At 71.2% G+C, this 22395-nt stretch carries 23 protein-coding genes; 10 read left to right on the top strand and 13 right to left on the bottom strand.

What is annotated here, in order from left to right; genetic code table 11:
• The 3 genes from HJG52_RS15745 to HJG52_RS15735 all read right to left on the bottom strand — a co-directional run.
• A partial coding sequence (locus tag HJG52_RS15745) for a 13E12 repeat family protein (protein ID WP_171244543.1) occupies nucleotides 1-1619 on the bottom strand: 1619 nt, incomplete at its 3' end.
• A 487-nt stretch (nucleotides 1620-2106) separates the two neighbouring features.
• Nucleotides 2107-2664 (bottom strand): GNAT family N-acetyltransferase, encoded by a 558-nt coding sequence (locus HJG52_RS15740; protein WP_171244542.1) that lies wholly within the window; start codon nucleotides 2662-2664, stop codon nucleotides 2107-2109.
• 3 nt (nucleotides 2665-2667) lie between these two features.
• Entirely contained in the window at nucleotides 2668-3321 is a 654-nt protein-coding gene (locus HJG52_RS15735; protein WP_206070886.1) for a TetR/AcrR family transcriptional regulator, read from the bottom strand.
• Between the two features lie 137 nt (nucleotides 3322-3458).
• Here HJG52_RS15735 and HJG52_RS15730 point away from each other — a divergent pair, with 137 nt between their 5' ends.
• Nucleotides 3459-3914 (top strand): DUF2871 domain-containing protein, encoded by a 456-nt coding sequence (locus HJG52_RS15730; protein ID WP_171244540.1) that lies wholly within the window; start codon nucleotides 3459-3461, stop codon nucleotides 3912-3914.
• 27 nt (nucleotides 3915-3941) lie between these two features.
• Here HJG52_RS15730 and HJG52_RS15725 read toward each other — a convergent pair whose 3' ends face one another.
• From HJG52_RS15725 to HJG52_RS15715, 3 genes are read right to left on the bottom strand one after another with little or no spacing between them, the layout of a single operon-like run.
• Entirely contained in the window at nucleotides 3942-5006 is a 1065-nt protein-coding gene (locus HJG52_RS15725; RefSeq protein WP_171244539.1) for a Dyp-type peroxidase, read from the bottom strand.
• Between the two features lie 56 nt (nucleotides 5007-5062).
• Nucleotides 5063-5902 (bottom strand): DinB family protein, encoded by an 840-nt coding sequence (locus HJG52_RS15720; protein WP_171244538.1) that lies wholly within the window; start codon nucleotides 5900-5902, stop codon nucleotides 5063-5065.
• A 7-nt stretch (nucleotides 5903-5909) separates the two neighbouring features.
• Nucleotides 5910-6488 carry a dienelactone hydrolase family protein gene (locus tag HJG52_RS15715; protein WP_171244537.1) on the bottom strand — a complete coding sequence of 193 codons (579 nt, stop codon included), beginning with the start codon at nucleotides 6486-6488 and terminating at the stop codon, nucleotides 5910-5912.
• A 56-nt stretch (nucleotides 6489-6544) separates the two neighbouring features.
• Here HJG52_RS15715 and HJG52_RS15710 point away from each other — a divergent pair, with 56 nt between their 5' ends.
• Nucleotides 6545-7498, top strand: coding sequence for a WYL domain-containing protein (locus HJG52_RS15710; RefSeq protein WP_171244536.1), 954 nt, complete (start codon nucleotides 6545-6547; stop codon nucleotides 7496-7498).
• On the opposite strand, the gene HJG52_RS15705 is transcribed toward HJG52_RS15710, so the two are convergent.
• Together HJG52_RS15705 and HJG52_RS20965 are read right to left on the bottom strand one after the other, a co-directional pair.
• Nucleotides 7495-8202 carry a response regulator gene (locus HJG52_RS15705; protein ID WP_346767779.1) on the bottom strand — a complete coding sequence of 236 codons (708 nt, stop codon included), beginning with the start codon at nucleotides 8200-8202 and terminating at the stop codon, nucleotides 7495-7497. The genes HJG52_RS15710 and HJG52_RS15705 overlap by 4 nt on opposite strands.
• 58 nt (nucleotides 8203-8260) lie before the next feature.
• Nucleotides 8261-9400: a histidine kinase gene (locus HJG52_RS20965; protein WP_171244534.1), complete on the bottom strand. Its 1140-nt coding sequence runs from the start codon at nucleotides 9398-9400 to the stop codon at nucleotides 8261-8263.
• A 156-nt stretch (nucleotides 9401-9556) separates the two neighbouring features.
• On the opposite strand from HJG52_RS20965, the gene HJG52_RS15695 reads away from it, so the two are divergent.
• Nucleotides 9557-10456 carry an ABC transporter ATP-binding protein gene (locus HJG52_RS15695; RefSeq protein WP_171244533.1) on the top strand — a complete coding sequence of 300 codons (900 nt, stop codon included), beginning with the start codon at nucleotides 9557-9559 and terminating at the stop codon, nucleotides 10454-10456.
• On the top strand, nucleotides 10453-11298 hold the full coding sequence (locus HJG52_RS15690; protein WP_171244532.1) for an ABC transporter permease: 846 nt from the start codon (nucleotides 10453-10455) through the stop codon (nucleotides 11296-11298). Before HJG52_RS15695 ends, HJG52_RS15690 begins: the two co-directional genes overlap by 4 nt.
• Before the next feature lie 100 nt (nucleotides 11299-11398).
• Here HJG52_RS15690 and HJG52_RS15685 read toward each other — a convergent pair whose 3' ends face one another.
• The 4 genes from HJG52_RS15685 to HJG52_RS15670 all read right to left on the bottom strand — a co-directional run bounded on the left by HJG52_RS15685 (nucleotide 11399) and on the right by HJG52_RS15670 (nucleotide 14270).
• Nucleotides 11399-11962 carry a dihydrofolate reductase family protein gene (locus tag HJG52_RS15685; RefSeq protein WP_171244531.1) on the bottom strand — a complete coding sequence of 188 codons (564 nt, stop codon included), beginning with the start codon at nucleotides 11960-11962 and terminating at the stop codon, nucleotides 11399-11401.
• Between the two features lie 75 nt (nucleotides 11963-12037).
• Nucleotides 12038-13159 (bottom strand): DNA glycosylase AlkZ-like family protein, encoded by a 1122-nt coding sequence (locus tag HJG52_RS15680; RefSeq protein WP_346767778.1) that lies wholly within the window; start codon nucleotides 13157-13159, stop codon nucleotides 12038-12040.
• A gap of 5 nt (nucleotides 13160-13164) precedes the next feature.
• Nucleotides 13165-13785 (bottom strand): methylated-DNA--[protein]-cysteine S-methyltransferase, encoded by a 621-nt coding sequence (locus HJG52_RS15675; RefSeq protein WP_206070884.1) that lies wholly within the window; start codon nucleotides 13783-13785, stop codon nucleotides 13165-13167.
• Complete coding sequence (locus HJG52_RS15670; protein WP_171244530.1) at nucleotides 13782-14270, bottom strand: RNA polymerase sigma factor; 489 nt, start codon at nucleotides 14268-14270, stop codon at nucleotides 13782-13784. Before HJG52_RS15670 ends, HJG52_RS15675 begins: the two co-directional genes overlap by 4 nt.
• Before the next feature lie 70 nt (nucleotides 14271-14340).
• On the opposite strand from HJG52_RS15670, the gene HJG52_RS15665 reads away from it, so the two are divergent.
• The 5 genes from HJG52_RS15665 (at nucleotide 14341) to HJG52_RS15645 (ending at nucleotide 18915) form a co-directional block, all read left to right on the top strand.
• Nucleotides 14341-15174 carry a glycerophosphodiester phosphodiesterase gene (locus tag HJG52_RS15665; protein ID WP_346767777.1) on the top strand — a complete coding sequence of 278 codons (834 nt, stop codon included), beginning with the start codon at nucleotides 14341-14343 and terminating at the stop codon, nucleotides 15172-15174.
• Nucleotides 15175-15237: 63 nt separating this feature from the next.
• A complete protein-coding gene (locus HJG52_RS15660; RefSeq protein ID WP_346767776.1) occupies nucleotides 15238-15705 on the top strand; it encodes an ATP-binding protein in 468 nt (155 codons plus the stop codon).
• A 36-nt stretch (nucleotides 15706-15741) separates the two neighbouring features.
• Nucleotides 15742-16632: a DUF5926 family protein gene (locus HJG52_RS15655; RefSeq protein WP_171244527.1), complete on the top strand. Its 891-nt coding sequence runs from the start codon at nucleotides 15742-15744 to the stop codon at nucleotides 16630-16632.
• Nucleotides 16633-16647: 15 nt separating this feature from the next.
• On the top strand, nucleotides 16648-17388 hold the full coding sequence (locus HJG52_RS15650; protein ID WP_171244526.1) for a glycosyltransferase: 741 nt from the start codon (nucleotides 16648-16650) through the stop codon (nucleotides 17386-17388).
• A gap of 12 nt (nucleotides 17389-17400) precedes the next feature.
• Complete coding sequence (locus tag HJG52_RS15645) at nucleotides 17401-18915, top strand: MptA/MptB family glycosyltransferase (RefSeq protein WP_171244525.1); 1515 nt, start codon at nucleotides 17401-17403, stop codon at nucleotides 18913-18915.
• On the opposite strand, the gene HJG52_RS15640 is transcribed toward HJG52_RS15645, so the two are convergent.
• Nucleotides 18854-21034: a hypothetical protein gene (locus tag HJG52_RS15640; RefSeq protein WP_346767775.1), complete on the bottom strand. Its 2181-nt coding sequence runs from the start codon at nucleotides 21032-21034 to the stop codon at nucleotides 18854-18856. The genes HJG52_RS15645 and HJG52_RS15640 overlap by 62 nt on opposite strands.
• A gap of 41 nt (nucleotides 21035-21075) precedes the next feature.
• Here HJG52_RS15640 and HJG52_RS15635 point away from each other — a divergent pair, with 41 nt between their 5' ends.
• Entirely contained in the window at nucleotides 21076-22365 is a 1290-nt protein-coding gene (locus tag HJG52_RS15635; protein WP_346767774.1) for a glycosyltransferase 87 family protein, read from the top strand.
• Nucleotides 22366-22395 lie beyond the last annotated feature (30 nt).

Raw genomic sequence — 22395 nt, 5'->3', positions numbered from 1 at the left:
TCGATGTCGCAGAACCGGGCGGCGATGGTGCAGCCGGGGAAGCGGCAGTGTCCGTCGCGTAGGCGCACGAGGCGTTGCATGCGGGTGGGCATGGCGTAGGAGCGCACTGGTGTGGCGGCGTTCTTGGTTCTGCTGCCTGGTGGTCCGAGGCCGGTCGGGATCATGCCGGAGGTGACGGCTCCGGTGTTGGGGTCGCAGGTCAGTGGGGTGGAGGTTTTGAGGCGGGCGTTGCTGCCCAGGTTGTCCAGGTCGAGCAGCACCGGTTGCGCGGACAGGCCGCCGATCTCGGTCAGGGTCGCCACCCGCATCGGCACCGGCTCATCGGGTGAGGACGGGCCGCTATGCGGCGGGGGACTCGTCGAGTCGCCGACTCCGTGGGCCTGGGCGCCGTCGACGTCAGCGATGTCAGCTCGGTTTCCGCCGGTGCGGTCAGTGCCGCCGGTCCCGGTCTGCTCAGTCGCAGACGCGACGGCAGCGGTTCGACTGTGGTGCTCCTGAGTGTCCGTGGGTGCATCCGGCGTCCGGTCACCAACTGCGACGGGGGCTCCGAGTGCTGGGTTGGTGACCGCTGGGTTGGTGTCCTGTGACGCGACCACGGTCTGGTTGCCTTGCTCTGGTCGGCACTCGGCTGGTGCGGGGTCGGGCGCCGCTGCTGTAGGTGCGCCGACTGTGGTCCTGCCGGTTTGGGGCTGGCTGATCGGTGCCTTGGGCGCCGGGTCGGAGCCGTTGTCCGGTGCTGCGCCTCCTGGTCCGTCGCCGCCGCCGTCGCCGCCGTCGCCGCCGTTGGTGGGGTTGGTGGGGGTGTCGGGGATGGTGGCGTGCAGGAGCACGGTCACATCGGCTTGGGCCAGGACGAGCTGGGCGAGGGCGTCGGCGCGGGCCTGGTTCACGCTCAGGGTGCGGTCGGCTTGCCGGAGCTGGTGGGCGAGGGTTTCGATGGCGTGCCACATCGGCAACGAGGACTCGACCGGGAGTTCGGCTTCCCAGTGGTCGGTGCCCTGGGTCGCGGGGGTGCGGACCACGCACCGCCGCTCGACCGCGACGGCTGCTTCTTCGGCCGGGACCTGCGGTGCGACCTTCGCGACCAGGCGCCGCACACGGGTCCGCAACGGTCCGGCGGTCTCGTCCCACCCGCCCCGGTCGGCCACGTGCGCCAAAAGCAGGTCCATCACCGTCGTCGCGGCCTGGTCCGGGCAGGCGGACAGCTCACTGGTCACCACCCGGGCCCGCCACCCGTCCAGGTCACCACGGTGCATCGCCTTGACCAGTTGTGGGGTGACGGTGACCTGGTGCACGGCGTCATCGACGCGGGACTCGGCCGCGGTCGTCGAGATGCCCATCCGGGTGGCGATCATCGCCCCGGCGTCCAACGCCTTGTGGCCCAGGCCGCGGTGCTGCAGCACCCACTGCCCGTGCTGGTCCAGGTGCTCGTCATGCGCGGCGACGTGCGCGACCGCCCGCGTCTGGAGCGCGGCGACGGTGTTGGTCAGCCGCTGGGTCGCCTCGACCAGGTCCAACAGGTCCTCACCCGACCACGACCCCAGCTCCGCCGCGGCACCGGCCTCGGACAGGTCACGCGCCAGCCGCGTGACCTGCTCCAGAAGCTCCGTTCCGACCATGCCTCACTCTATCGAACACACGTTCGATATGCAAGGGTTGTCCACAACGAATTTCGCTGTCCTGCAGGTGATTCCGCGCCCTCACCGCATCGACAGCGACGACTCGGACCGTCCCACCAGACCGGCCAGCCAACCCCATACGGCCCCCTCACGACGGGACAGTGGAGGAGGCCGGCCCCGACCGCCGGCCGGCCGCAGACGACAACCCGAGCGTAGGCCGGACGCAGACGACAACCCGGCCACGAACCCCGGCCAGCCCTCCGGGCGCCTTGTAGGTGACTCAAGAGAAGAGCGAGCCATCGCCCCTGGGGTAAGCGCCGCGCGAGCGCGGAGGCGAGATCACAGCGAAGGGACCCACACTGCAGCCGGGCGTCTGGGCCCAGTCAACTGACCCCAAAGCCGGAGCAGCACCATCACAAGGAGTGACCACGGCCGAATCCCCCGAGCCGAAGACAGAGAGAGAACGCGCGATCGCCCGTGGGCCCGACTACTTGGGCGTCGTGGACGATTGCCACTCGTGGGCGAGGACGGCCCAGACCTGCTTGTCGTAGCGGTGCCCTTCATACGGCCACGCCTCGCGCCGAACCCCTTCAAGGGTCATGCCCAACCGGCGCGCCACGGCCGAGCTCCGGTCGTTGTCTGCGCGGCAGTGCCACTCGACGCGGTGCTGTCCGCGTTCACGAAAAGCCCACTCCACCAACGCTTCACACGCCGGTGTCATCAGACCGCGTCCTTCCGCAGCGGGCTCGAGCCAGCAGCCAACCTCGCACGACCCCATGGCCTCCGACAGGTCGAACGCCATGACACCGCCCACGAGGCGGCCGTCCAGCCAGATCCCGTGAATGCCACCGGTGCCCTGTGAGGTCCTCACGGCATAGCCCTCGAGCACCTTCCGCGCGCCGTCCACGTCGCTGGTGACGAAGCTGGCGCCCACCCAGGGCCGGATGTGCTCGCGCGCGCGGTCCATGTGGGCGGCGAACTCCTCGGCGTGCCACACCTGCAGCGGTGCCAGCCGCGCCCCGTCGCGCAGAATCCGTTCGTACATCCGTCAGCTCCTGTCGTCCGTCAGCGACTCGGCCATGCCCGCGACCGCGCGTGTGCTCACGTCGATGACGACGGACGGAGAGTGGCCGGCATCCAGTTGGCGAAAGCCGTTCTCCACCAACGACATCGTCATGGTCGCAGCGACGGCAGCGCGCTTGCTGCGCCGGCCGAGCAGCTGCTCCCAGGCGCCCCCAACGACCTCACGCATGGTCGTGTGGGCGCGGTCGACGGACGCTAGCCCTTGCGTGGGGGTCGTGGGGGTCGTGCGGGTCGTGGGGGCGACGTCACCCGCAGGGGTATGCCGCGTGCGCGCCGCCTCCATCAGCCAGCCGTGGCCGGCAGCCGACGACTGCTCCAGGTTGACCCGCACCCACGTCACCAGCCGCTCGACCGGGTCGTCGACGCCCGCCAGCGCCGCGTCGACGGCGTCCTGCCACGCCGGCAGGTAGCGGTCCACGACGAGGTCGCGCAGCTCGTCGACGGAGTCGACGTATCGGTAGATGCTGTTGCGGGCGATGCCGGCTGCGGCGCTCACGGCACCAGCGGTGAGCGCGCCGTCCTCGCCGGACCGCAGCAGTGCCTCGGCGGCATCGACCAGCCGCTCCTGCACCTGGGCCCGGTGCTGGGCCACGCTGGGGGCGTCGATCTTGGGCGGCACGCGCACTCCTTTCGCGACGGCACGTCGCCAACTTGACGACATGGTGTCCTCAAATCTACCGTGAAGCAAGTGGCGACACCCTGTCGCCAAGTGACCACGCGGCATACCCGCACCGACGACCCCGAGAGGCGCCCGCCATGAGAAGCCCCGAAACCACACTCGTCCGACTCGCCGCCGCCTGGACCGCCGTCGGTCTCGCGGGAGGCCTCGGCTACCGCGAGCTGACCCGCGCCGAGGGCTTCACCGGCACCACCCAGCTCGCCGTTGTGCACACCCACGCGCTGGTGCTCGGCACGGTCGTCCTGCTGGGAGTCCTTGCGCTGCAACGCATCTTCGACCTCGCGAGTGACCGCCGTTACCGCTGGTTCGTCTGGGTCTGGAACGCTTCACTTGCCTTCACCGTGGCCGGTCTGACGGTCAAGGGCATCCTCCAGGTGCAGGGCTCGACCGCTGCCGACAGCCCTGCCATCGCCGGCTTCTCCGGGCTGGGCCACATGGGTCTCACCGCGGCATTCGTCCTCTTCTTCCTCGCCCTGGGCGCAAAGGTCAAGGCTCGCGAGACGGCTCCCGCGCTGCACAACGTCCAGGCCTGACGCCTCACCCGAGGCGCCGCGCCACCGCTACGGCTGTGCCGCGTCCCCGGCTGCGACCTCGACCGCGGGCGGCGTGGCCTCACCCGGCTCGCCCTCGACCGAACCAGGCGCGTCAGGCAGGTCGTCGAGGAACGTCAGCGTCGGCACGAAGAACAGGTTCCCCGTGTGGGCCGTCGAGAAGTCGAGGATCCGGTCCGTGGTGCCGGGCGGGTCGCCGATGAACATGTTGCGCAGCATGTGCTCGGTGACGCCGGGGTCGCGCGCGTAGCCGATGAAGAACGTGCCGAACTCGCCGGAACCCACGCGCCCGAACGGCATGTTGAACCGCATGATGTCGTGCTCGACGCCATGCTCGTCCACGATCGTGTTGAGCTTGACGTGCGAGTCCGGGGCCTTGAGGTCGTCAGGAATCTCGACGTCGTCGAGCTTGGTGCGGCCGATCGCACGCTCCTGCTCCTCGACGCTGATGCCGGTCCAGCTCTTGAGGTCGTGCAGGTAGCGCTGGGTGATGACGTAGCTGCCGCCGGCGAAGTCCGCGTCCTCGTCGCCGACGATCACCGACTCGGCGGCCGGGTCGCCCTCGGGGTTGGCCGTGCCGTCGACGAACCCGAGCAGGTCACGCTCGTCGAAGGACCGGAAGCCGTGCACCTCGTCGACCACGGTGCCCGCGCCGTCGAGGCGGTCGGTGAGCAGCTGCGCCAGCTCGAAGCACAGATCCATGCGGGTCGCGCGGATGTGGAACAGCAGGTCGCCGGGTGTCGACGGTGCCTTGTGCCGCCCTCCATCGAGCTCGACGAACGGGTGCAGCTTGGCCGGCCGCGGCCCGGTGAAGATGCGGTCCCACAGGTCCGACCCGATGCCCACCACGCAGGTCAGCTGGCCCTCCGGGATGCGGAACCCCACCGACTTGCGCAGATCGTTCACCTGGCCGAGGACCTCACGCGCCGCCTTCTCGCCCCCCTGGTCGATGGTGACGACGAGGAACATCGCCGACGGTGTCAGCGGTGTCAGCACGGCCTGCGGGTCGGTGTGTGGCCGAGCCACCTCCCCCGCCGACGGTGCGCTCCCAGACTGTCCTGCCACATCGGTCATGACCTGCTCTCCCCATTCGTCGTCGGTATGCCGGACGGCTGGGAACGATCATGCCGTCACGAGCCCGATCCGTCACCGCGAGGGCGTGACTCGAGAGCGGCGAGGTCGCGTTCGGCATACTGGCGATGCCACCACTCCTCGTTGAGGAGGATGTCGAGGCACTCCTTGACGGGATAGGCGTTCGGGCGCGGCCAGCCGGGGGCGTCGACCGGTGTCGTGGCCGAGTCGAGCTCGGCCTGGGTGAGTCCTTCGAGGTATGCCGCGACCTCACCCTGGCGGCGGTGACGCAGCTCGAGTGCCTGGTCGAGGGTGGGGCGGGCCGCACGATCGCGGGGCACGCCGGGGGTGTCGGGCATGGTGTCCCACGGCAGCTCCAGCGGGTCCCAGGGCGACGGGTTTCCCTGGATCGCGCGGCCGAGCCAACTGCTGGTCGCGAAGGCCAGATGGCGCAGCGTCTCGGTGAACGACCACTCACCGTCGACGCTCTCGTGCAGCAACGCCGGGTCGCGGGCCTCGAGCGCACGGGCACGCTCCAGCGTGCCGTCCCAGAGACCCGTCAGCACCGCCCAGGCCTCGCGGTAACCGGCGGGGTCGGCGGGACGCAGCTTGGCGCGCTCGGGGTGGCGACGGTCGAGCTCGGCCTCGACGAGGGGGCCGATGTCGATGCCGTTGACGGTGACCCGCAGCAGCTCACCGGAGATGTCGACGTCCATCAGCTCGACACCGCGCATCCGCACCCGGCTGAACGCGGTGTCGCGGATGTCGACGTCGGCGAGGTCGACCATGCTGAAGCTGCTCCGGGTGAGGTCGACCCGGTCGAACCGTGACCCGGTCAGGTCGACGTGCTCGAACCTCGTCTCGGGCAGCTGCTCGTCGCGGAACTCGCGACCGGCCATGGCCCGATCACCGGCCCAGTCCGGCGAGGAACGCCAGCGACCGCTCGACTACCTGGGCGGTCGCGTCGGCGTCGTAGTCGGACAGCGAGCTGTCGGTGAACAGGTGACCGTCCCCCGGGTAGAGGAACAGCTCGACATCGTCGTGGGAGTCGACGAACGGCTTCGCCGCGTCGAGGTCCCCCTCGTCGACGAAGAACGGGTCGGCGTCCATCGAGTGGATCTGCGCCGGGATGCCCGCCGGCCACTCGCCGAACCACGAGGGGTCGGCGAACCCGTGGTAGAACAGCCCGCCCAACGCACCCGGTCGGGTCTGGACGAGCTTCTGCGCGGGCATGCAGCCGAGCGAGAAGCCCGCATAGACAAGCTCCTGCGGAAGGTCTGCGACGGCCTGGACCCCGCGCTCGCGGACGGTCTCGAATCCGACCTCGCCCAGGTAGGCCTGGCCTGCCTCGATCGAGTCGAAGGTGCGGCCCTCGAACGAGTCGGGGGTATGCACGGTGTGGCCGGCCTCGCGGAGCCGGTCGGCGAACGCGACGACCCCGGGGGTCAGTCCCTGGATGTGGTGGAAGAGCACGATCTCGGTCATGACGGGCACGCTACGACGCATTGCGGACGGAAGCCTTCCGCGTCGAGAATTGCCTGGTGAAACTCGATGCGAGCCCGGCCGCGCGGGCCCTCCTGGCCCTCGAGCTGGTGCAGAACCAACCCGGCATCACGGCCGACGCGATCGGTGACCGGTTGGGGGTGACGTCCCGCGCGGCACGACGCTACGTCGCGATCCTGCGGGAGGCCGGCATACCGATCGAGTCGGCGAGCGGTCCGGCGGGTGGTTACCGGCCCGGGCGGGGGCTACGTCCCGCGCCGATGGTGTTCACCGGGGCCGAGGCGATCGGTCTGGTCATGGCCGTCCTCGACGGCCACCACGCCGCCGCCGATGCCGACGACCCCGTCGGCAGCGCTTTGGGCAAGATCCTGCGCCAGCTGCCGGAAACCGTTGGGGCACAGGCAGAGACGGTGCGCCGTGAGGCGTCGGCAGCGCCCGACTATGCGGCAGCGAGGCCTGACCCGACGACCACGGCAAGCCTGGTCCAGGCCAGCTCCGAGAGCCGGCGGGTGAGGCTGGCCTACCGCACCGAGTCGGGCAAGGACCTCGACCTGCTCGTCGAGCCGTGGGCGGTCGTGGTGCGTCACAGCCGGTGGTACCTCCTGTGTCACTCCGTCACCTCCGACGCGGTGCGCACCTACCGGGTCGACCGGGTGCAGAGCGCGATGATCGAGGACGAGACCTTCGACGCACCAACGGATCTCGACCCGGTTAGTGCGCTCGAGGAGCACTTGGCGAGCGGCTGGGACTTCCCCGTCGAGGTCCGCATCGAGGCACCCGTCGAGCGGGCGCGCCGCTTCGTCCCGCGCACCATGGGCGCGCTGGAGCCGGTGGATGACACCTCGTGTCGCCTCGTCGGGAGCACGAGCAACCCGACGGAGTATGCCGCGGACCTGGCAAACCTCCCATACGCCTTCCGGGTCGTCACCGGTGACGAGCTGCGGCAGTCGGTGGCAACGCTGGCGCAACGCCTCACCGCTGCTGCCGGCTAGCCCTGGTCGAGACCGGCGTCGTGCACCGTGAGGGCGATCTGCACGCGGTTGTCGGCGTCGAGCTTGGTGAGCAGCCGCGACACGTGCGCCTTCACCGTCGGCACGCCCATGTACAGCTCGGCGGCGATCTCGGCGTTGGACAGGCCGCGGCCGATCGCGAGGGCGACCTCGTGCTCGCGGTCGGTCAGGGTCGAAAGTCGTTCTCGCGCAACGCTGGTCCGCCCGTCATCACCACGTGACACCTTCGCGATGAGCTGGGCCGTGACACTGGGGGAGAGGATCGGCTGGCCGGCCGCGACTGCGTGCACCGCCTCCACCAGCCGGTGCGGTGGTGTGTCCTTGAGCAGGAACCCACTGGCGCCGATCCGCAGGGCCTGCACGACCAGCTCGTCGGTGTCGAACGTCGTCAGCACGATCACCTTGGGCGGCTCGAGTGCACCGTCGGTGCCCGACAGCAGGTCGCGCGTGGCGCTCAGTCCGTCGCGACGCGGCATACGGATGTCCATGAGCACCACCGCGGGTCTCAGCCGCCGCACCACGACGACACCTTCGGCTCCGTCGCCTGCCTCGCCCACGACGTCGATCGTGGGCGAACCGCCGAGGATCATCTTGAGACCGGCGCGCACGAGTGCGTCGTCGTCGACGAGGACGACGGTGACGGGCCCGTCCGGCGCCTCGGTGGCAGTCGTCACGGGGTCGCTCACGCCTCCCACGGTAGCCGTGCGGTCACGACGAAATCACCCCGCCGGTCCACGCCGAACGTCAACGTGCCACCACTGAGGACGGCCCGTTCGGTGATCCCGGCGAGCCCCATCCCCGAGCCAGGCAGACCACTGCCCTCACCTGCAGCAGCCACGCCGTTACGGGTCGCGATCGTGAGGCCGTCGCCCGGGCGGCCGACGACGCGCACCTCCAACGGCTCCTGCGGGGCGTGCTTGCGGGCGTTGGTGACCAGTTCCTGGACGATGCGAAATGCATTGCGGGACAACGACTCCGGCATTCCCTCGAGGCTACCAGGTCGACCGTGGCCGTGAGTCGGGCACCGGCCGAGCGAGCCTCCTCGAGTAGCTCGGCGAGGTCGGCGAGCGTCGGCTGGGGTCGTTCGACGGCGGCGTCCGCAGGATCGTCGGGGGCGTTGTCGAGACGGAGCACACCGAGCACCTCGCGCAGCTCGGTCAGGGCCAGGTGGGCGTTGTCGCGGATCACCTCGGCGGCCTGACTGGTCTCCTGCCGGCTGAGGTCGGTGCGGTAGGCCAGCGCCCCGGAGTGCATGGCCACCAACGAGATCCGGTGCGCGAGCACGTCGTGCATCTCGCGTGCGATCCGGGCTCGCTCGTTGGCACGCGCCTCGGCGACCCGGCTGGCCTGCTCGCGCTCGGCTGTCTCGGCCCGCTCGCGCCAGGACGCCAGGAGGGCTCGTCGCGTGCCGATGTAGAAGCCGAGGGCGACGCAGACTGCGACCGACAGGATCCCCAGCGCAAGGGTCGTGAGGAACCCCCCGAGAGTGCCGGTGTCGTTTGCCGGTCGCACACCCTCGTAGAGGAAGCCGGCCATCAGGCTGGCCACCGAGACGATCGACACCGGCAGCCACCTGCGCTGGGTCGCCAACGAGACCAGTGCCACCCCGCCGGCACCCGCCGACGTGACCGAGACGAAGCCGAACAGCGTGAGCAGCATGGCGATCGGGAACGGGTAGCGCCGGCGCAGCGGCAACAGCGCCAGCGACAGCACGCCGAGGCCCACGTCCAGCCAGACCAACCATTCAGCCGGGTGTCGCCCCGTGGAGCTGGAGTCGACCGACACCAGGGTGAGCAGCAGCGCACCGAACAACCCGGCGACGAGGATGCGCCACGTCTCGCCCCACACGGTGCGGGGCAGCGGGTTCGGGTTCTTCCAGAGCACGCACTTCTCCTAGGTCCAGACGGGGATCCGAGGGTATGCCGCGTGGGCGCCTGCCGCCCTCCGCCTCACGTCGCGCACGTGAGCGACTTTGGTAGGGGGTGGCTCGATGCCGCGGTCTGATGTGCGGACCCCCTGCCGGCGGCAAGGGTTGACCCCATGATCTCCGTGAACTCACTGACCAAGCGCTATGGCGCAGTGACCGCGGTCGACGACGTGTCCTTCGAGGTCAAGCCCGGTCAGGTGACCGGATTCCTCGGCCCCAACGGTGCCGGCAAGTCGACGACCATGCGGATCCTCTGCGGCCTCACGCCCGCCACGAGCGGCACCGCGACCGTCCTCGGTCGCCCCTACGCGGCCCTCCCGAACCCCGGTCGCCACGTCGGCGTCCTGCTCGACGCCTCGGCCCAGCACGCGGGCCGCACCGGTCGCGAGGTCCTCAACCTCGGCGCGACCCTCATGGGCATCGACCGCAGCCGGGTCGACGAGATGCTGTCGGTCGTCGGACTCACCGACAAGGAGAGCAACCGCCGCATCCGCAACTACTCGCTCGGCATGCGGCAGCGGCTCGGCATCGCCCACGCCCTGCTCGGTGACCCGCAGGTGCTGGTCCTCGACGAACCCGCCAACGGCCTCGACCCGGCGGGCATCCGCTGGATGCGCAGCCTGCTGCGCGGCTTCGCCGACGAAGGTGGGACGGTGTTGCTCTCCTCGCACCTGCTGAACGAGATCGAGCGCGTGGCCGACGACATCATCGTCATCGGCCGCGGGCGGATCGTGGCCCAGGGCACCAAGGACGAGCTGCTGCGCGGTGCCGGCACCACGGTCCGCGCCACCGACGAGCGCGCACTCTGGGCCGCACTCGAGGCCGAGGGCATCGTCGCGCAGGCCGGCGGGTCCGGCGCACTGCTCGCCGAGGCCGAGCCGGCCCAGGTCGGCGCCGCCGCGGCCAAGCACGGCGTCGCCCTGGTCGAGCTGCGTGGCGCCGACGGTCGCGGGCTGGAGGACATGTTCCTCGAGCTCACTGCCGCGGACGCGCGTGAGGAGGTCGCCGCATGAGCGCCAACACGGTCACTGCACCTACCCAGGGACCCGCGGCCGAGTCGCGCACGCCGCACCACGCCAGCGTCAAGGAGCTGCCCCGCATCTCCGGGCCGCGCCCGACCAGGCCGGTGTCCCTCGCCACCCTCAGCCGAGTCGAGTGGCGCAAGCAGGTCGACACCCGCGCCGGCCTGTGGTTCATGCTCAGCATCGGGCTCGTCGTCGCGGCCGTCATGGTCATCATGTTCTTCGTCCAACAGGGCAACCACAGCTATGGCGACTACATCGCCGGCACCGCGATGCCGCTGTCGATCCTCGTCCCGATAGTCGGCATCCTCGCCGCGACCTCCGAGTGGTCGCAGCGCACCGGGCTGACGACGTTCGCGCTGGAGCCGAGGCGTGGCAAGGTCGTCGCCGCCAAGACCGTCGCGTCGGTCGTGACCGCCCTGCTGTCGATGGTGGTCGCGCTCGGGCTCGGGGCCGCCGTGCACGGCCTGGCCGTCGCGGTCCGCGGCGCCGACGCCGACTGGTCACTCACGTGGAGCTTCGTCGGCGGCATGCTGCTCATGCTCGTCCTGAGCCTGCTCCAGGGGCTGGGTTTTGGGCTGAGCCTGCTCAACACCCCGGGCGCCATCGTCGCCTACCTGGTCCTGCCGACGGTCTGGTCGATCCTCGGTGGCATGGTCAGCTGGCTGCAGGACGCGGCCAAGTGGCTCGACATCAGCGCCACCATGGGCCCGCTCCTCGAGGGCCAGATGACCGGTGAGCAGTGGGCCCAGCTCGGCACCTCGACCCTCGTCTGGGTCGTGCTGCCGCTCGCCTTCGGCACATGGAGGGTGCTGCGTGCCGAGGTGAAGTGACAAAGGGGACGAAGGAAGGCCGGGTGCGAGCCCGGTCAGGGGGGAAGGGCGCCTTCCGGACCGGTTCCGGGAGGCGCCCTTCGTATGCCGGTGTGCCCGGTCAGGCGGTCGGCTCACCCTGCGGCGCGGGGCCGTAGGCGAGGTGGACGACGCCGTTGTCGTAGGTCTCCTGGGTCAGCAGCGCGAGCCGCACGTCCTCGCCGTCGGCGAAGAGGCGCTCACCGGTGCCGAGCACCCGCGGGTAGACGAACAGGTCGAGGGAGTCGAGCACGCCCTCGCCGAGGAGGGCCCGGACGAGCTGGCCGCTGCCGCTGACGTAGATGTCGCCGGGTTGCTCCTCCTTGAGCTGACGGATGCGGTCGACGTCGTAGGCGCCGAGCCGCTCGGAGTTGGCCCAGTCCACCGCAGGGGTGTTCGCGCCCACGACGTACTTGGTGGTGTCGTTGAAGAACGGCGCGCCCGGGTCGTCCTCGACCGTGCGGCCCGCCCATGCTGGGGCGAACATCTCAAAGGTCTTGCGCCCCAACAGGATTGCCGAGGAGTTGCCGGTGATGCCCGCGAGGGTCTCGCCCATCTTCGGGTCGAAGCCGTACTCGAACGTGAAGCTCGGGTCCTCGAACCGTCCGTCGAGGGAGAGGAACTCGTGCGCGTGGATCTGACCCATGGTGGGGTTCCCTTCGGGTGTGGTGTGGCCGTGGCGGTGCGGAATGCCCGTACCGACCGACGCGGCGGCGAGAACTCATCGGTCGGCCCCAGCCAAACCCAGCCCGAGGAACTGCGCCAGATCGGCCAGCTCGCGGTGCACGGCCGCCTGCACCGCGCCAGAGAAGGGCTCGTCCTGGTGGACCGCGGCAACGCGCAGCACGCCGGCGTCGTGGTCGCTGGTGGCGTCGACCTTCCCGACCAGCGTGTCCCCGTGCAGGATCGGCATGGCCCAGTAGCCCCAGCGCCGCTTCGCCGCCGGCTTGTACATCTCGAGCTGGTAGTCGAACTCGAACAGGTCCTCCATCCGCTTGCGGTCGAAGACGAGCCGGTCGATCGGTGACAGCACCGCCGTCCGGCCTTCGAACGGCATACCGAGCCGGTCGAGCTGGGCCTCGTCGACCCGCCACGTCCCACGCACTCCCTCGACGACGGCGGCCACCCCGCTCTCGCCCACCTCGGTGCCCTCGGCGAACGACGCGGGCGCCTTCGCGCGCGTGATCCCCAGCGCCTCGAGCCACCGACGAGCGCGTATGCCGCGTGCCTCCTGCGCGGGTACGGGCGGGTCGTCGGGGTGCACGCGTTCGGCGAGGTCCCACAGGCGCTCGCGCCCCTCGCGGTCGGCGACCGCGATGTCGCCGCGCTCCTCCATGAGCTGCACGAGCATGGTGACGTTGCGGTTGTCGTTCCACCCGCTGGAGCGCCACGGCACCACGGTGGTGTCGGGAAAGGCCTTGGCGGGCAACGGTCCCTCGCGTTCGAGCAGCTCGAGGATGTCGCGACGGCACTCCTCGTTGGTGTCGACCCACTCCGCCTGCGCCAGCTGCCAGTCGGTGGCGTCCAGCCCCGGCCAGTCGCGCATCGCGGCGGTGAACAACCGCAGGTCCTCGGCCGGGCGCAGCCGCAGCTGGTGCTCGACCACCTGGCCCGACCCGAGCAGCTCGTCGAGGTCGGCCGACCGATAACCGTCGGACCCCAGCCGCGACCACAGCACCACGTCGGCGCTCGGCGCCACCGCCGCCGTGAGGTCGACCTGCACGATCGCCAGCCGCCGCAGCACCGCCATCACGTCCGTCGGGCGCGGTGAGTCGAGCAGCTGGGCGCGCACTGCGATCCGCCGCGCATCCTGCCGACTGAGCCGGACGACCTCCTGCGTCACATCACCTATCCAACACCGGGTGGTGTGGCACCCGACTCGAGGTCGAGGAGGTACTCCTTGGCGGCCAGCCCACCGGCATACCCGGTCAGCGCGCCGCTGGAGGCGACGACCCGGTGGCACGGCAACAGCACGCACAACGGGTTCGCACCCAGGGCGGCACCCACCGCCCGCGCGGCGCTGGGCCGCTCGATGCGGGTGGCGAGCTGGCCGTAGGTCGAGCGCTCGCCGTAGTGCACGCTCTGCGCCAGGCGTGGCAGCACCACCCGTTGGAAGTCGGTCGCCAGCACCAGGTCGGTGCGCACCGAGAACTCGCGCAACCGCCCGTGCAGGTAGTCGTCGAGCTGGTGCCGCACGTCGTCGAGCGCGGACGGCATCCGCAGCACCCGCGGTGACACCGCGCGACTGAGACGCTCCAGCACGGCGTCCTCGGCAGCCGTGTCCGGCGTGAACGACGAGGCGACCATTGCACCGGATGCGTTGCGCGCCAACAGCATTCGCCCGATCGGGGTGTCCTCGACGACGTAGGAGACATCGCTCGGCTCGAAGGTCGGGGGTCGGGTCGCAGGGTCGAAACCGGCGAACAGGTCGGTGGGGTCGGCGGACGACTGGGAGGCGGGAGCGTTCATGGCAGGTCCTTGCGCAACGTGGCGAGGGCGTCACTCACGAGCCGCCGGCTCATGGCCGGCGAGCAGCCGAGCGCCGTCGCGATGGTGGGGTGGTCGAGGTCGGCGACGTACTTGAGCACGACCGCCTCGCGTTGCCGGTCCGGCAGGGCGCCCACGCGCCGCCACAGGTCAGTGTCGGGCAGCGTGGCGTCGGCCGCGGCCACCGAGGGTGGCGTGGCGGCCAGCGATGCCGGGTCGTGGTGGAGCACCGCGCGCCTGGCGCGCCCGCGATGGGCGTCCATGGCGCACCGGTGGGTGATGGTCAGCAGCCAGCCGCGCAGGTTGGTGGCCGAACGCAGCTGTGGGTATGCCGCGAGCGCCTGCGTCCAGGCCTGTTGGGCCACGTCGTCGCCGTCGACCGGCCCGGCGAGGGCGTGGGCGAGGCGGGCGACGTCGCGCCAGTGGGCGTCGACCAGGTGTTGGAAGGGAGGCAGTCGCACACCCATGGAACGCCGCACCTCCGGGCCGTGTGAGTGGTGCCCACCCTGCCACGGCCGGTGTGCAAGCATGGGACGCGTGCTCGACGACGGTGCACCCGCGCACTCTGCCGCCACGCGGCATACCCCTCTCGTCATCGCCCACCGCGGCTCGAGCCAGGCCGAGCCGGAGCACACGCTCAAGGCGTACCAGCGCGCGATCGAGGAGGGTGCCGACGGGCTCGAGTGCGACGTGCGGCTCACCGCCGACGGGCACCTCGTCTGCGTGCACGACCGGCGCGTCAACCGCACGAGCAACGGCCGCGGCATCGTCTCCACCCTCGAGCTGGCCGAGCTGGAGGGCCTCGACTGGGGTTCGTGGAAGGCCGCGCACGAGGACGACGACGAGGTGCCCGACCGCAACCGCGGACAGCTGCTCACCCTGCGCGCGCTGCTCACCACGGTGCTCGAGACGAAGCGTCCCATCGGCCTCGCCATCGAGACCAAGCACCCGACGAGGTATGCCGGGCTGGTGGAGCGCCAGCTCGCCAAGGTGCTGGCCGACTTCGGGCTGGCCGGTCCGCCGGAGCCGGGGAAGCACTGGGTGCGGATGATGTCGTTCAGCCAGCTCGCGGTGCAGCGGATGCGTCAGCTGTGCCCGGACGTACCGACCGTCTACCTCGTCGAGGACTCGATGCCGCTGCGGTTCCGCGACGGCTCGCTGCCCAAGGGCGTCCACACCGCCGGGGTCGATGTGCGGCTGCTGCGCCGGCACCCGCGGATCGTCGAGCGACAGCACTCCCGCGGCCACCAGGTCTTCGCCTGGACCGTCGACCGACCCGAAGACGTCGACCTGTGCCTGGAGCTCGGCGTGGACGCCATCATCAGCAACCGTCCCCGGGACGTGCTCGACGCCGTGCGCAGCGCCCGATAGTCTCCGCGTGACCAGTCCACCGAGGGGACCGAGCACGGTATGACGGCACACTCCCAGCGCCCAGTGCGGAGCACGCCCACGCGTCGTGCAGCCGCGATCGTCAGCCAGACCGGCAGGGGCCGGGACACCGCCCGCACCATCCGGGTGCCCTGGAGCGCCTCGTCCGTGGCCCAGGTTCGCCGCAGCCTCGTCGAGGACCTCGAGGAGCGCGACGTCTCGACGACCGTCATCGACGAGGCCGAGATCGTCACCTCCGAGCTGGTTTCCAACGCCATCCGGCACGCCACCCCGCTCACCGACGGCATGCTGCGCATCCACTGGAAGGTCAAGGCGGGCGTGGTCGAGGTCGAGGTCACCGACGGCGGCAGCGAGACCACCCCGCGCCCCGCGCCCCGCACCATCTGGGCCTCGTCGGGCCGCGGTCTGCGGATCGTGCGCAGCCTCGCCCACGAGTGGGGCGTCACCGAGGACCGCAACGGCTCGACCGTGTGGGCCTCGCTCGGCGGCCCGTCGCGGCGCCGCAGCCACTGAGCCGCCGGCAGGCGCGCGGCCACTAGGGTTTGCCGCATGGGTAAGGCATCACGGCGCCGCAAGGGCGCAGACCAGGGCTCGCGTCCGGCGCGGGTCGAGCCGGCTCCGTTCGTCGCACGGCCCTTCGAGGGGCTGCCGAACGAGACCGACTGGGTTGCGCTGCGCGAGATCCTGCCGGCCGCGACCGCCACGGTGCGGTTCGCGAAGGGCAAAGCCCCCGAGGGCGCGCCGGACGAGGTGACCGTCGCGACCGTGCTGCCGATGGCCTGGCCCGGTCTGCACCGCGCCGACGGTGCCGTGCTGTTCTCGACCCAGTCCGGCTCGGTGAGTGGTGACGCCTCTCGCGACCTCGCCACGTCACTGCTGGCGGCCGCGAGCGCCGACGAGGGCGTGCCGATCCAGCAGACGCCGGGCTCGACCGCCGAGACCCCGCGGCTGCAGGACCTCCTCGACACCAGCGCGCCGTTCGAGGTGACCGTGCACGAGGGCTTCGAGTTCTGGGTCGGTGACACCGACCTCGACGAGGACGCCCAGGCCTCGCTCGACCGAGCCAACGAGTCCGTCATCCCGACCGTCAAGATGAACGGCGTCGACTCGGCCTACTGGTGCCGCATCGGCGAACGCACCCACATCCGGCTCGTCCTGCCCGACGACGAGGACGCCGCCACCGACGCGCTTGCCCGGCTGCACGCCGCCGGCGAGGACTCCGTCGGCGAGGGCACGCGACTGCTCGGCGCCTTCCGCGCCAGCGGCCTGCTCGTCCCTGTCTGGGACCTCGACCCCGAGAAGGAGGCCGGCGACTACGAGGACGCCCTCACGGGCTTCATGGCGCGGTATGCCGCGGCGCTCGCCGCGGACACGCCCCTCACCGCCGACGAGCGCCGGGCCAGGTCGGGCCTCCTCAGCCGCCAGGTCACCCTGCGCTGAGCGGCCGCTCCTGACATGGCACCCGCCACTCCCGCCGCAGTCGCCGCGATCATCCCGGCCAAGGACGAGGCCGACCGCATCGCCGCGACGGTCACCGCGGTGCGCGGCATACCCGGTGTCGACCTGGTCGTGGTCGTCGACGACGGCAGCTCGGACGCGACCGCCGAGCTGGCGCGCGAGGCCGGCGCGGAGGTGGTGCGGCATGCCCGCAACCGCGGAAAGGCCGCGGCGATGACGACCGGCGCGGGCTACGTCGCCCGGCAGGAGGACGTCGAGGGTCGGGTCGGCGGCAGCGCGGCCCGCCGGCCGTTGCTCTTCGTCGACGCCGACCTCGAGGGATCGGCCGCAAACGTCGGCGTCCTCGTGCCGCCGGTCGCGCAGGGGCGCGTCGACATGACGATCGCGACCCTGCCACCGCAGAAGACCACGGGGGGCGGGCACGGGTTCGTGGTTCGGTTGGCGCGCAAGGGAATTGAGGACCTCACGGGGTTCGTCGCCAAGCAGCCGTTGTCGGGCATGCGCTGCCTGACGCGTGAGGCGTTCGACGCGGCGAGCCCGCTCGCGCGGGGGTGGGGCGTCGAGGTCGGGCTGACCGTCGACGTGCTGCTCGCCGGGATGCAGGTCGAGGAGGTGCCCTGCGAGCTGCACCACCGGGTGAGCGGCTCGGACTGGCGCGGCCAGGTGCACCGCGCCAAGCAGTACCGCGATGTCGCGCTCGCCCTCACCCAGCGCCGGGCGCGGCGCCGGCTGCGGTAGGCGGTCGCGTTCGTGGCGGCCCGGCTCCGCACGTGGCTGGCGTCCGTGCGGACGCCGGAGGACGTGCCGTGGACGCCCGGGCGCGTGCTCGCCTTTGCGTTCCTCGCGGTGTCGACCCTGCTGCTGGTCGCTGTCGGCACGGCCGGAGAGAGCGCGGCCAAGCCGGGACTGGGACGGAGTGAATGGGCCCCGACCGGGCTGTTGTCGTCATGGGCGCCGGGACCGGCTCTGGTCACCGGGATGCTGTGGGCCGCCTACGGCCTCGGCGCGGCCGGCGTCCTCCTGCACCTGCATCTCGGGTTGCCGAGGCTCTCGACGCGTGGAATGCCGTGGTGGCTGAGGCTCGGACTCACCTACCTCGCCGTGCTGGCCCTCTGGTCGGTGGGGCCGTTCGGTTCGGCCGACCACACCAACTACGCGGCGTATGGGCGGATCGCCGCGCTCGGCGGCGACCCCTACCTGACCCCACCCAATGCGTGGCCCGGCGCCGATGCCGTCATCTCGGCAGTGCGGCCACCGTGGGACGGGACGCCGAGTGTCTACGGGCCCTTCGCCACGCTGCTCCAGATGGTGGCGTCGTGGTTCGGTGGCGACAACCTGCACGACACGGTCTGGGCCTGGTTGCTCGTCGTGATCCTCGCCTGGGGGGCGGTGCCGGCGTTGCTCGTCTCCGCGGGCGCCCCCGCGACGCGGGTCCGGGCGCTGTGGACCGCCAACCCCCTCATCCTCGGTGTCGGGCTGTTCGGCGCGCACGTCGACATCCTCGTGGCGGCGCTTGTGGTGCTCACGATCTGGGCGGCGCCCCGCAGCGCGTGGGTCGCCGGCCTGTTTGCCGGGCTGACCGTGTCGACCAAGATCACCGCGGGTGTCGTGCTCGTGGGGGTGCTGGCGGCGTGGTGGTCACAGGAACGACGTGGGTTCGCCTGGCGGGCAACGCAGTTCGTCGGTGTGGCGCTGGTGACCGCGGGGGCCCTGCTCTGGTGGGCCGGGTCCCACGTCTTCGACCAGCTCGACCGTGCGCGGCGCTCGATCTCGTTCGCGACGCCGTGGCGGCCGCTGTTCCAGGCGCTGGCCGGACCGATGAGTGCGTCGAGCGCGCGCAACCTCGTGGCCGCCCTGTCGATCCTCGTGGCGCTGGTGCTCGTGGTCGTCCTCACCCGGCTGACGCAGCGGCTCGCGCCGGCGACCGTCGTCGGCGCCAGCGCCCGGTGGACGTTCGTCCTCGCCACTGCCTACGCCCTCGCGGCGGCATACTCACTGCCCTGGTATGTCCTCACGTCGTGGGCGCTGCTCCCGGTCCTCGCCGCGAGCGTCCTCGACCGTGCGATGCTGCTGCACCTGTTCGCCGTGACGGTCGCCTATGTGCCGGGTCGGGTGGAGACGATGACTCCGGCGGTCGAGCGCGTCACGCTGTGGGTGCGTCGGGTGCCGGTGCCGTATGCCGTGCTGGCAGTGTGGGCGTGGCTCACCCTCGCCGCAGTGCGCGGGTCGAGGCGCCCGTCTTCGCCTCGTCCTCCAGCACCCTGACCGCCACGGCGATGATGAGGGGGACCGCGATGACCGCACCGTTGGCGGGGATCGCGACGCCGGAGTCGTTGATCGCAAAGCCGATCGTCATGGTGATGAGCAGCGCGATGAGGCCGGGACGCAGGGTGGGGACGGCATCGTACGACCGCTGCAGCGCTCGCGACCCCCACGACGTCGGGCGGGCCAGGATGTAGATGACGAAGACGAGCGCGATCGGCACGAGCAGCGTGAGCCGGTAGTTGCCGAACAGGATGTCCATGTTCTGCTGGAACTTGCGGATGACGATGTCCGAGGCCGAGCCGTTGTTGCCGAGCAGCGCCTCGAAGAACCTCCCCAGGTGCGACTGCTTCTCGGGCGCGCGGAGCGAGTCGAGGAAGCCCACGAGCAGGAAGAGGGCGGCGGTGCCCCCGAGGATGATCGCGGCCCGCTTCCAGGTGATCTTGATGCCGAGGATGGCCAGCACGAGGTAGGCGAGCCCGGGCAGCAGCGCGGGCGGCCCACCGCCGTCGGCTCCCCAGCCGGGGTAGCCGTCGACGAACACCGCGACGAGCCCGATCGTCCCGGCCGCCACGGCCGCCGCCGTGCGCTGGCCCTTGCGCACGAAGTGGCTCGACACCGAGATCGCGAGCAGCAGCGCACCGGTGGCGAAGAGCGCGAAGGTCACGTTGCCCATGCCGTAGAACCGGCCACCGACGACCGGCTGCAGCCCCATGAGCGAGGAGATCTGCAGCCGCGACCCGAACATCACGTCGAGCCCCAGCACCAGCACCGTGGCGAGTGAGACGACGGTGAGCGGGCCGGTCACCCGGCGTGCCCACGGGCCGAGCAGCGCGAGCATCGAGATGATCGCGACGAAGACCCCGACGGACGCCACGACCGCCAGCATCGGCACGGGGAAGCGCCACCACGGGATGAGGTTTGCGAGGAAGGTCGAGGCCGGAACCGACGCGGCGACCACGGCCACCCGCCGCGTGATCCGCAGCAGGCGCAGTCGCAGGTCGGTCGACCCGAAGTCGCGCCGCCACACCACCGCGGCGAACAGGTAGATGGCCAGCTGGGCGTAGACCAGCCAGCTGAAGAACGGTGGCACCAGGGCGTGGACGTCGTGGCTGGCGTCGTCGAGGTCGACGAGGTGCTGCAGCCTGTCCTGCGCCGCGTCGGGGGAGTTGGACCCCTCGTCCCCGCGCTCGAGGACCGCGCCGCCGAGCCCCACGGGCTTCTTCATGCCGGCGAGCGAGAGGACCGTGGTGGTGAGGTCGGCGGCCTGCACCAGCGCCGGCTGACGCGTCGAGGGGGAGTAGAGGGTGCCCGAACCGTAGTGCGGCCCCTTGGCTGCGACGAGCCGCAGCCGTTCGCTGGAACCGGCGTCGGACAGGCTGGCGACGATGACGTCCGAGCCGCTCGGCGCCGCGGCCAGCACCTCACCGATGCGGGCGTCGATCGCCTTGACCTGCTCGGCGCGCGAGCCGGGGATGTCCACCCGCTCGCCCCGGGGGATGTCCGCGGGGTCACGCAGGGCACCGACGTCCACGAGGGTGACCCGGCACCTCGAGACGAGGCCGGTGAGCTGCTTGGCGTCGTACGCGGCATACCGGGGCACGGCCCCACTCCCGTAAGCCGCGCCGACCCCGCCGCCCGGCCCGACGGCCTGGATGCACTCATCGTTGGTGGCGAGGGTGTCGCCGAGGGTGCCGAGGGTGCTGTCGAACCGCAGCGCCTCCGTGGCCTTGACGAACCGGTCCCAGCCCGGCACCACGCCGCTCTCGACGGCCGGGATGGCCGGGCACGGGTCGGTGGTCGAGCGGCCGGAAGCCTTGCCCTGGCCCGGTGCGGCGGCGCGGTTGCCCGCCGACAGGCCGAGCCACCCGTCGATGGGGCAGGTGTTCGGGTAGACCGAACGCACCGACAGGGCCGCAGTCGAGCCGTCGCGCAGCAACGACCACAGGGACGGGGTGTCCTTGCTGTTGACGTCGGTCCAGGTGAGGCCGCCGGTGCCGACGAGGATGACCGGTGTGGGGGTGTCGGCCGAGGCCGCGGCGGAGCGCGGGGCACCCATCCCGAGCGTCGTGCCCACCAGCGCTAGCAGGCCGACGAGCAGGACGAGGGCGCGGCGGGTCACCCCTACAGGCTACGGGGCGGGTGGCACGACAGAATGCAGGCGTGACCGCCCTGCGCCGCATCGCCACCTGGTCGCCCGCCGCGAGGTGGGCGCTCGGGGCGGCGATCGTGCTCGCGGGCGCGAGCATCCCGGTGCTGCGCTACCTCGTCTTCTGGCCGATCGACCAGTGGCAGGTCGACGTCGAGGTCTACCGCGAGGCGGGGGTGTCGATCCTCACCGGTCGCCCGGTCTACTCGGCGATGACCGAGGCGCCGCAGCTGTTGCCGTTCACCTACCCACCGTTCGCGGCCGTCGTCGCGATTCCGTTGGCGTTCTTGCCGTTTGGCGTGGTCGGCTGGCTGTGGACGTTCGCCCAGATCGCGGCCACGACAGCGATCGTCTGGTATGCCGGGTGGCGCCTCATCCATCGCACGGGCGCCTGGGCGCCCATCACGTTGGCGCTGCTGACCGTGCCGATGATCTGGCTGCACCCGGTATCGGACGGCATCCGGTTCGGTCAGGTCAATGCGTTCATGGTGCTGGCATGCCTCATGGACCTGCGCCGCCCGCGGCCGGGTGTGCTGCGGCACGTGCCCGCCGGTGTCCTCGTCGGCCTGGCCATGTCGATCAAGCTGACCCCTGGTGTGTTCGTCATCCACTACATCGTGACCAAGCGGTACCGCGAGGCCGTCACGGCGGTTCTCACGGCGGTCGTGGTGACGGTGGGCGCGTGGGTGCTGCTGCCGGAGGCGTCGTTCGCGTTCTGGGGCGGTGCGCTGCAGGACCCGACTCGGCTGGGGCCGAACGCCGGCACGTCGAACCAGTCCATCCGCGGCTTCCTCCTGCGGGTCGGCCCCGACGGCGCCGCCGGCACCGTGCTGTGGCTGGCCATCGTCGCCGTCGTCGGCTTCTTCGGCTACCGGCTCGCGCGCCGGGCCTACCGTGCCGGTGACTCGATCAGCGAGGTGGCGGCGGTCGGGCTCATGGCGGTCCTGCTGTCGCCGGTCGCGTGGATCCACCACCTGCACTGGATGGTCGTGGTGGTCTTCGCGATCCTCGGGGTCGACCCGCTGCGCGACCGCCGACGGCTGTGGGCCGCCGGCTTCATCACCGTGTTCTTCCTGTGCCGTATGCCGTGGTGGGGCATCACCTGGCTGAACCACCCCGAGTGGCCGCGATGGTTCGGTCGTGTGCTGCAGAACGCCGACACCTTCGGGTCGATCTTCGCCCTGGGGCTGCTGTGGTGGGCGCTGCACCTGCGCGAGCCCTGGTCGACTCCGGGTGAGGACGGCACGGATGCCGTCGACCACACGGATGGCGCCGCCCGCTCCGTGACAGGACGAGGTCGGTGAGGCATCCTCATGCCGTGATCCGCCCGAACT

It is taken from the genome of Knoellia koreensis, assembly GCF_013041615.1.
GTDB classification, from domain to species: Bacteria; Actinomycetota; Actinomycetes; order Actinomycetales; family Dermatophilaceae; genus Pedococcus; species Pedococcus koreensis.
The sequence above is the reverse complement of the archived record's forward strand: the minus strand, read 5'-3'. Positions and strand labels throughout refer to the sequence as shown.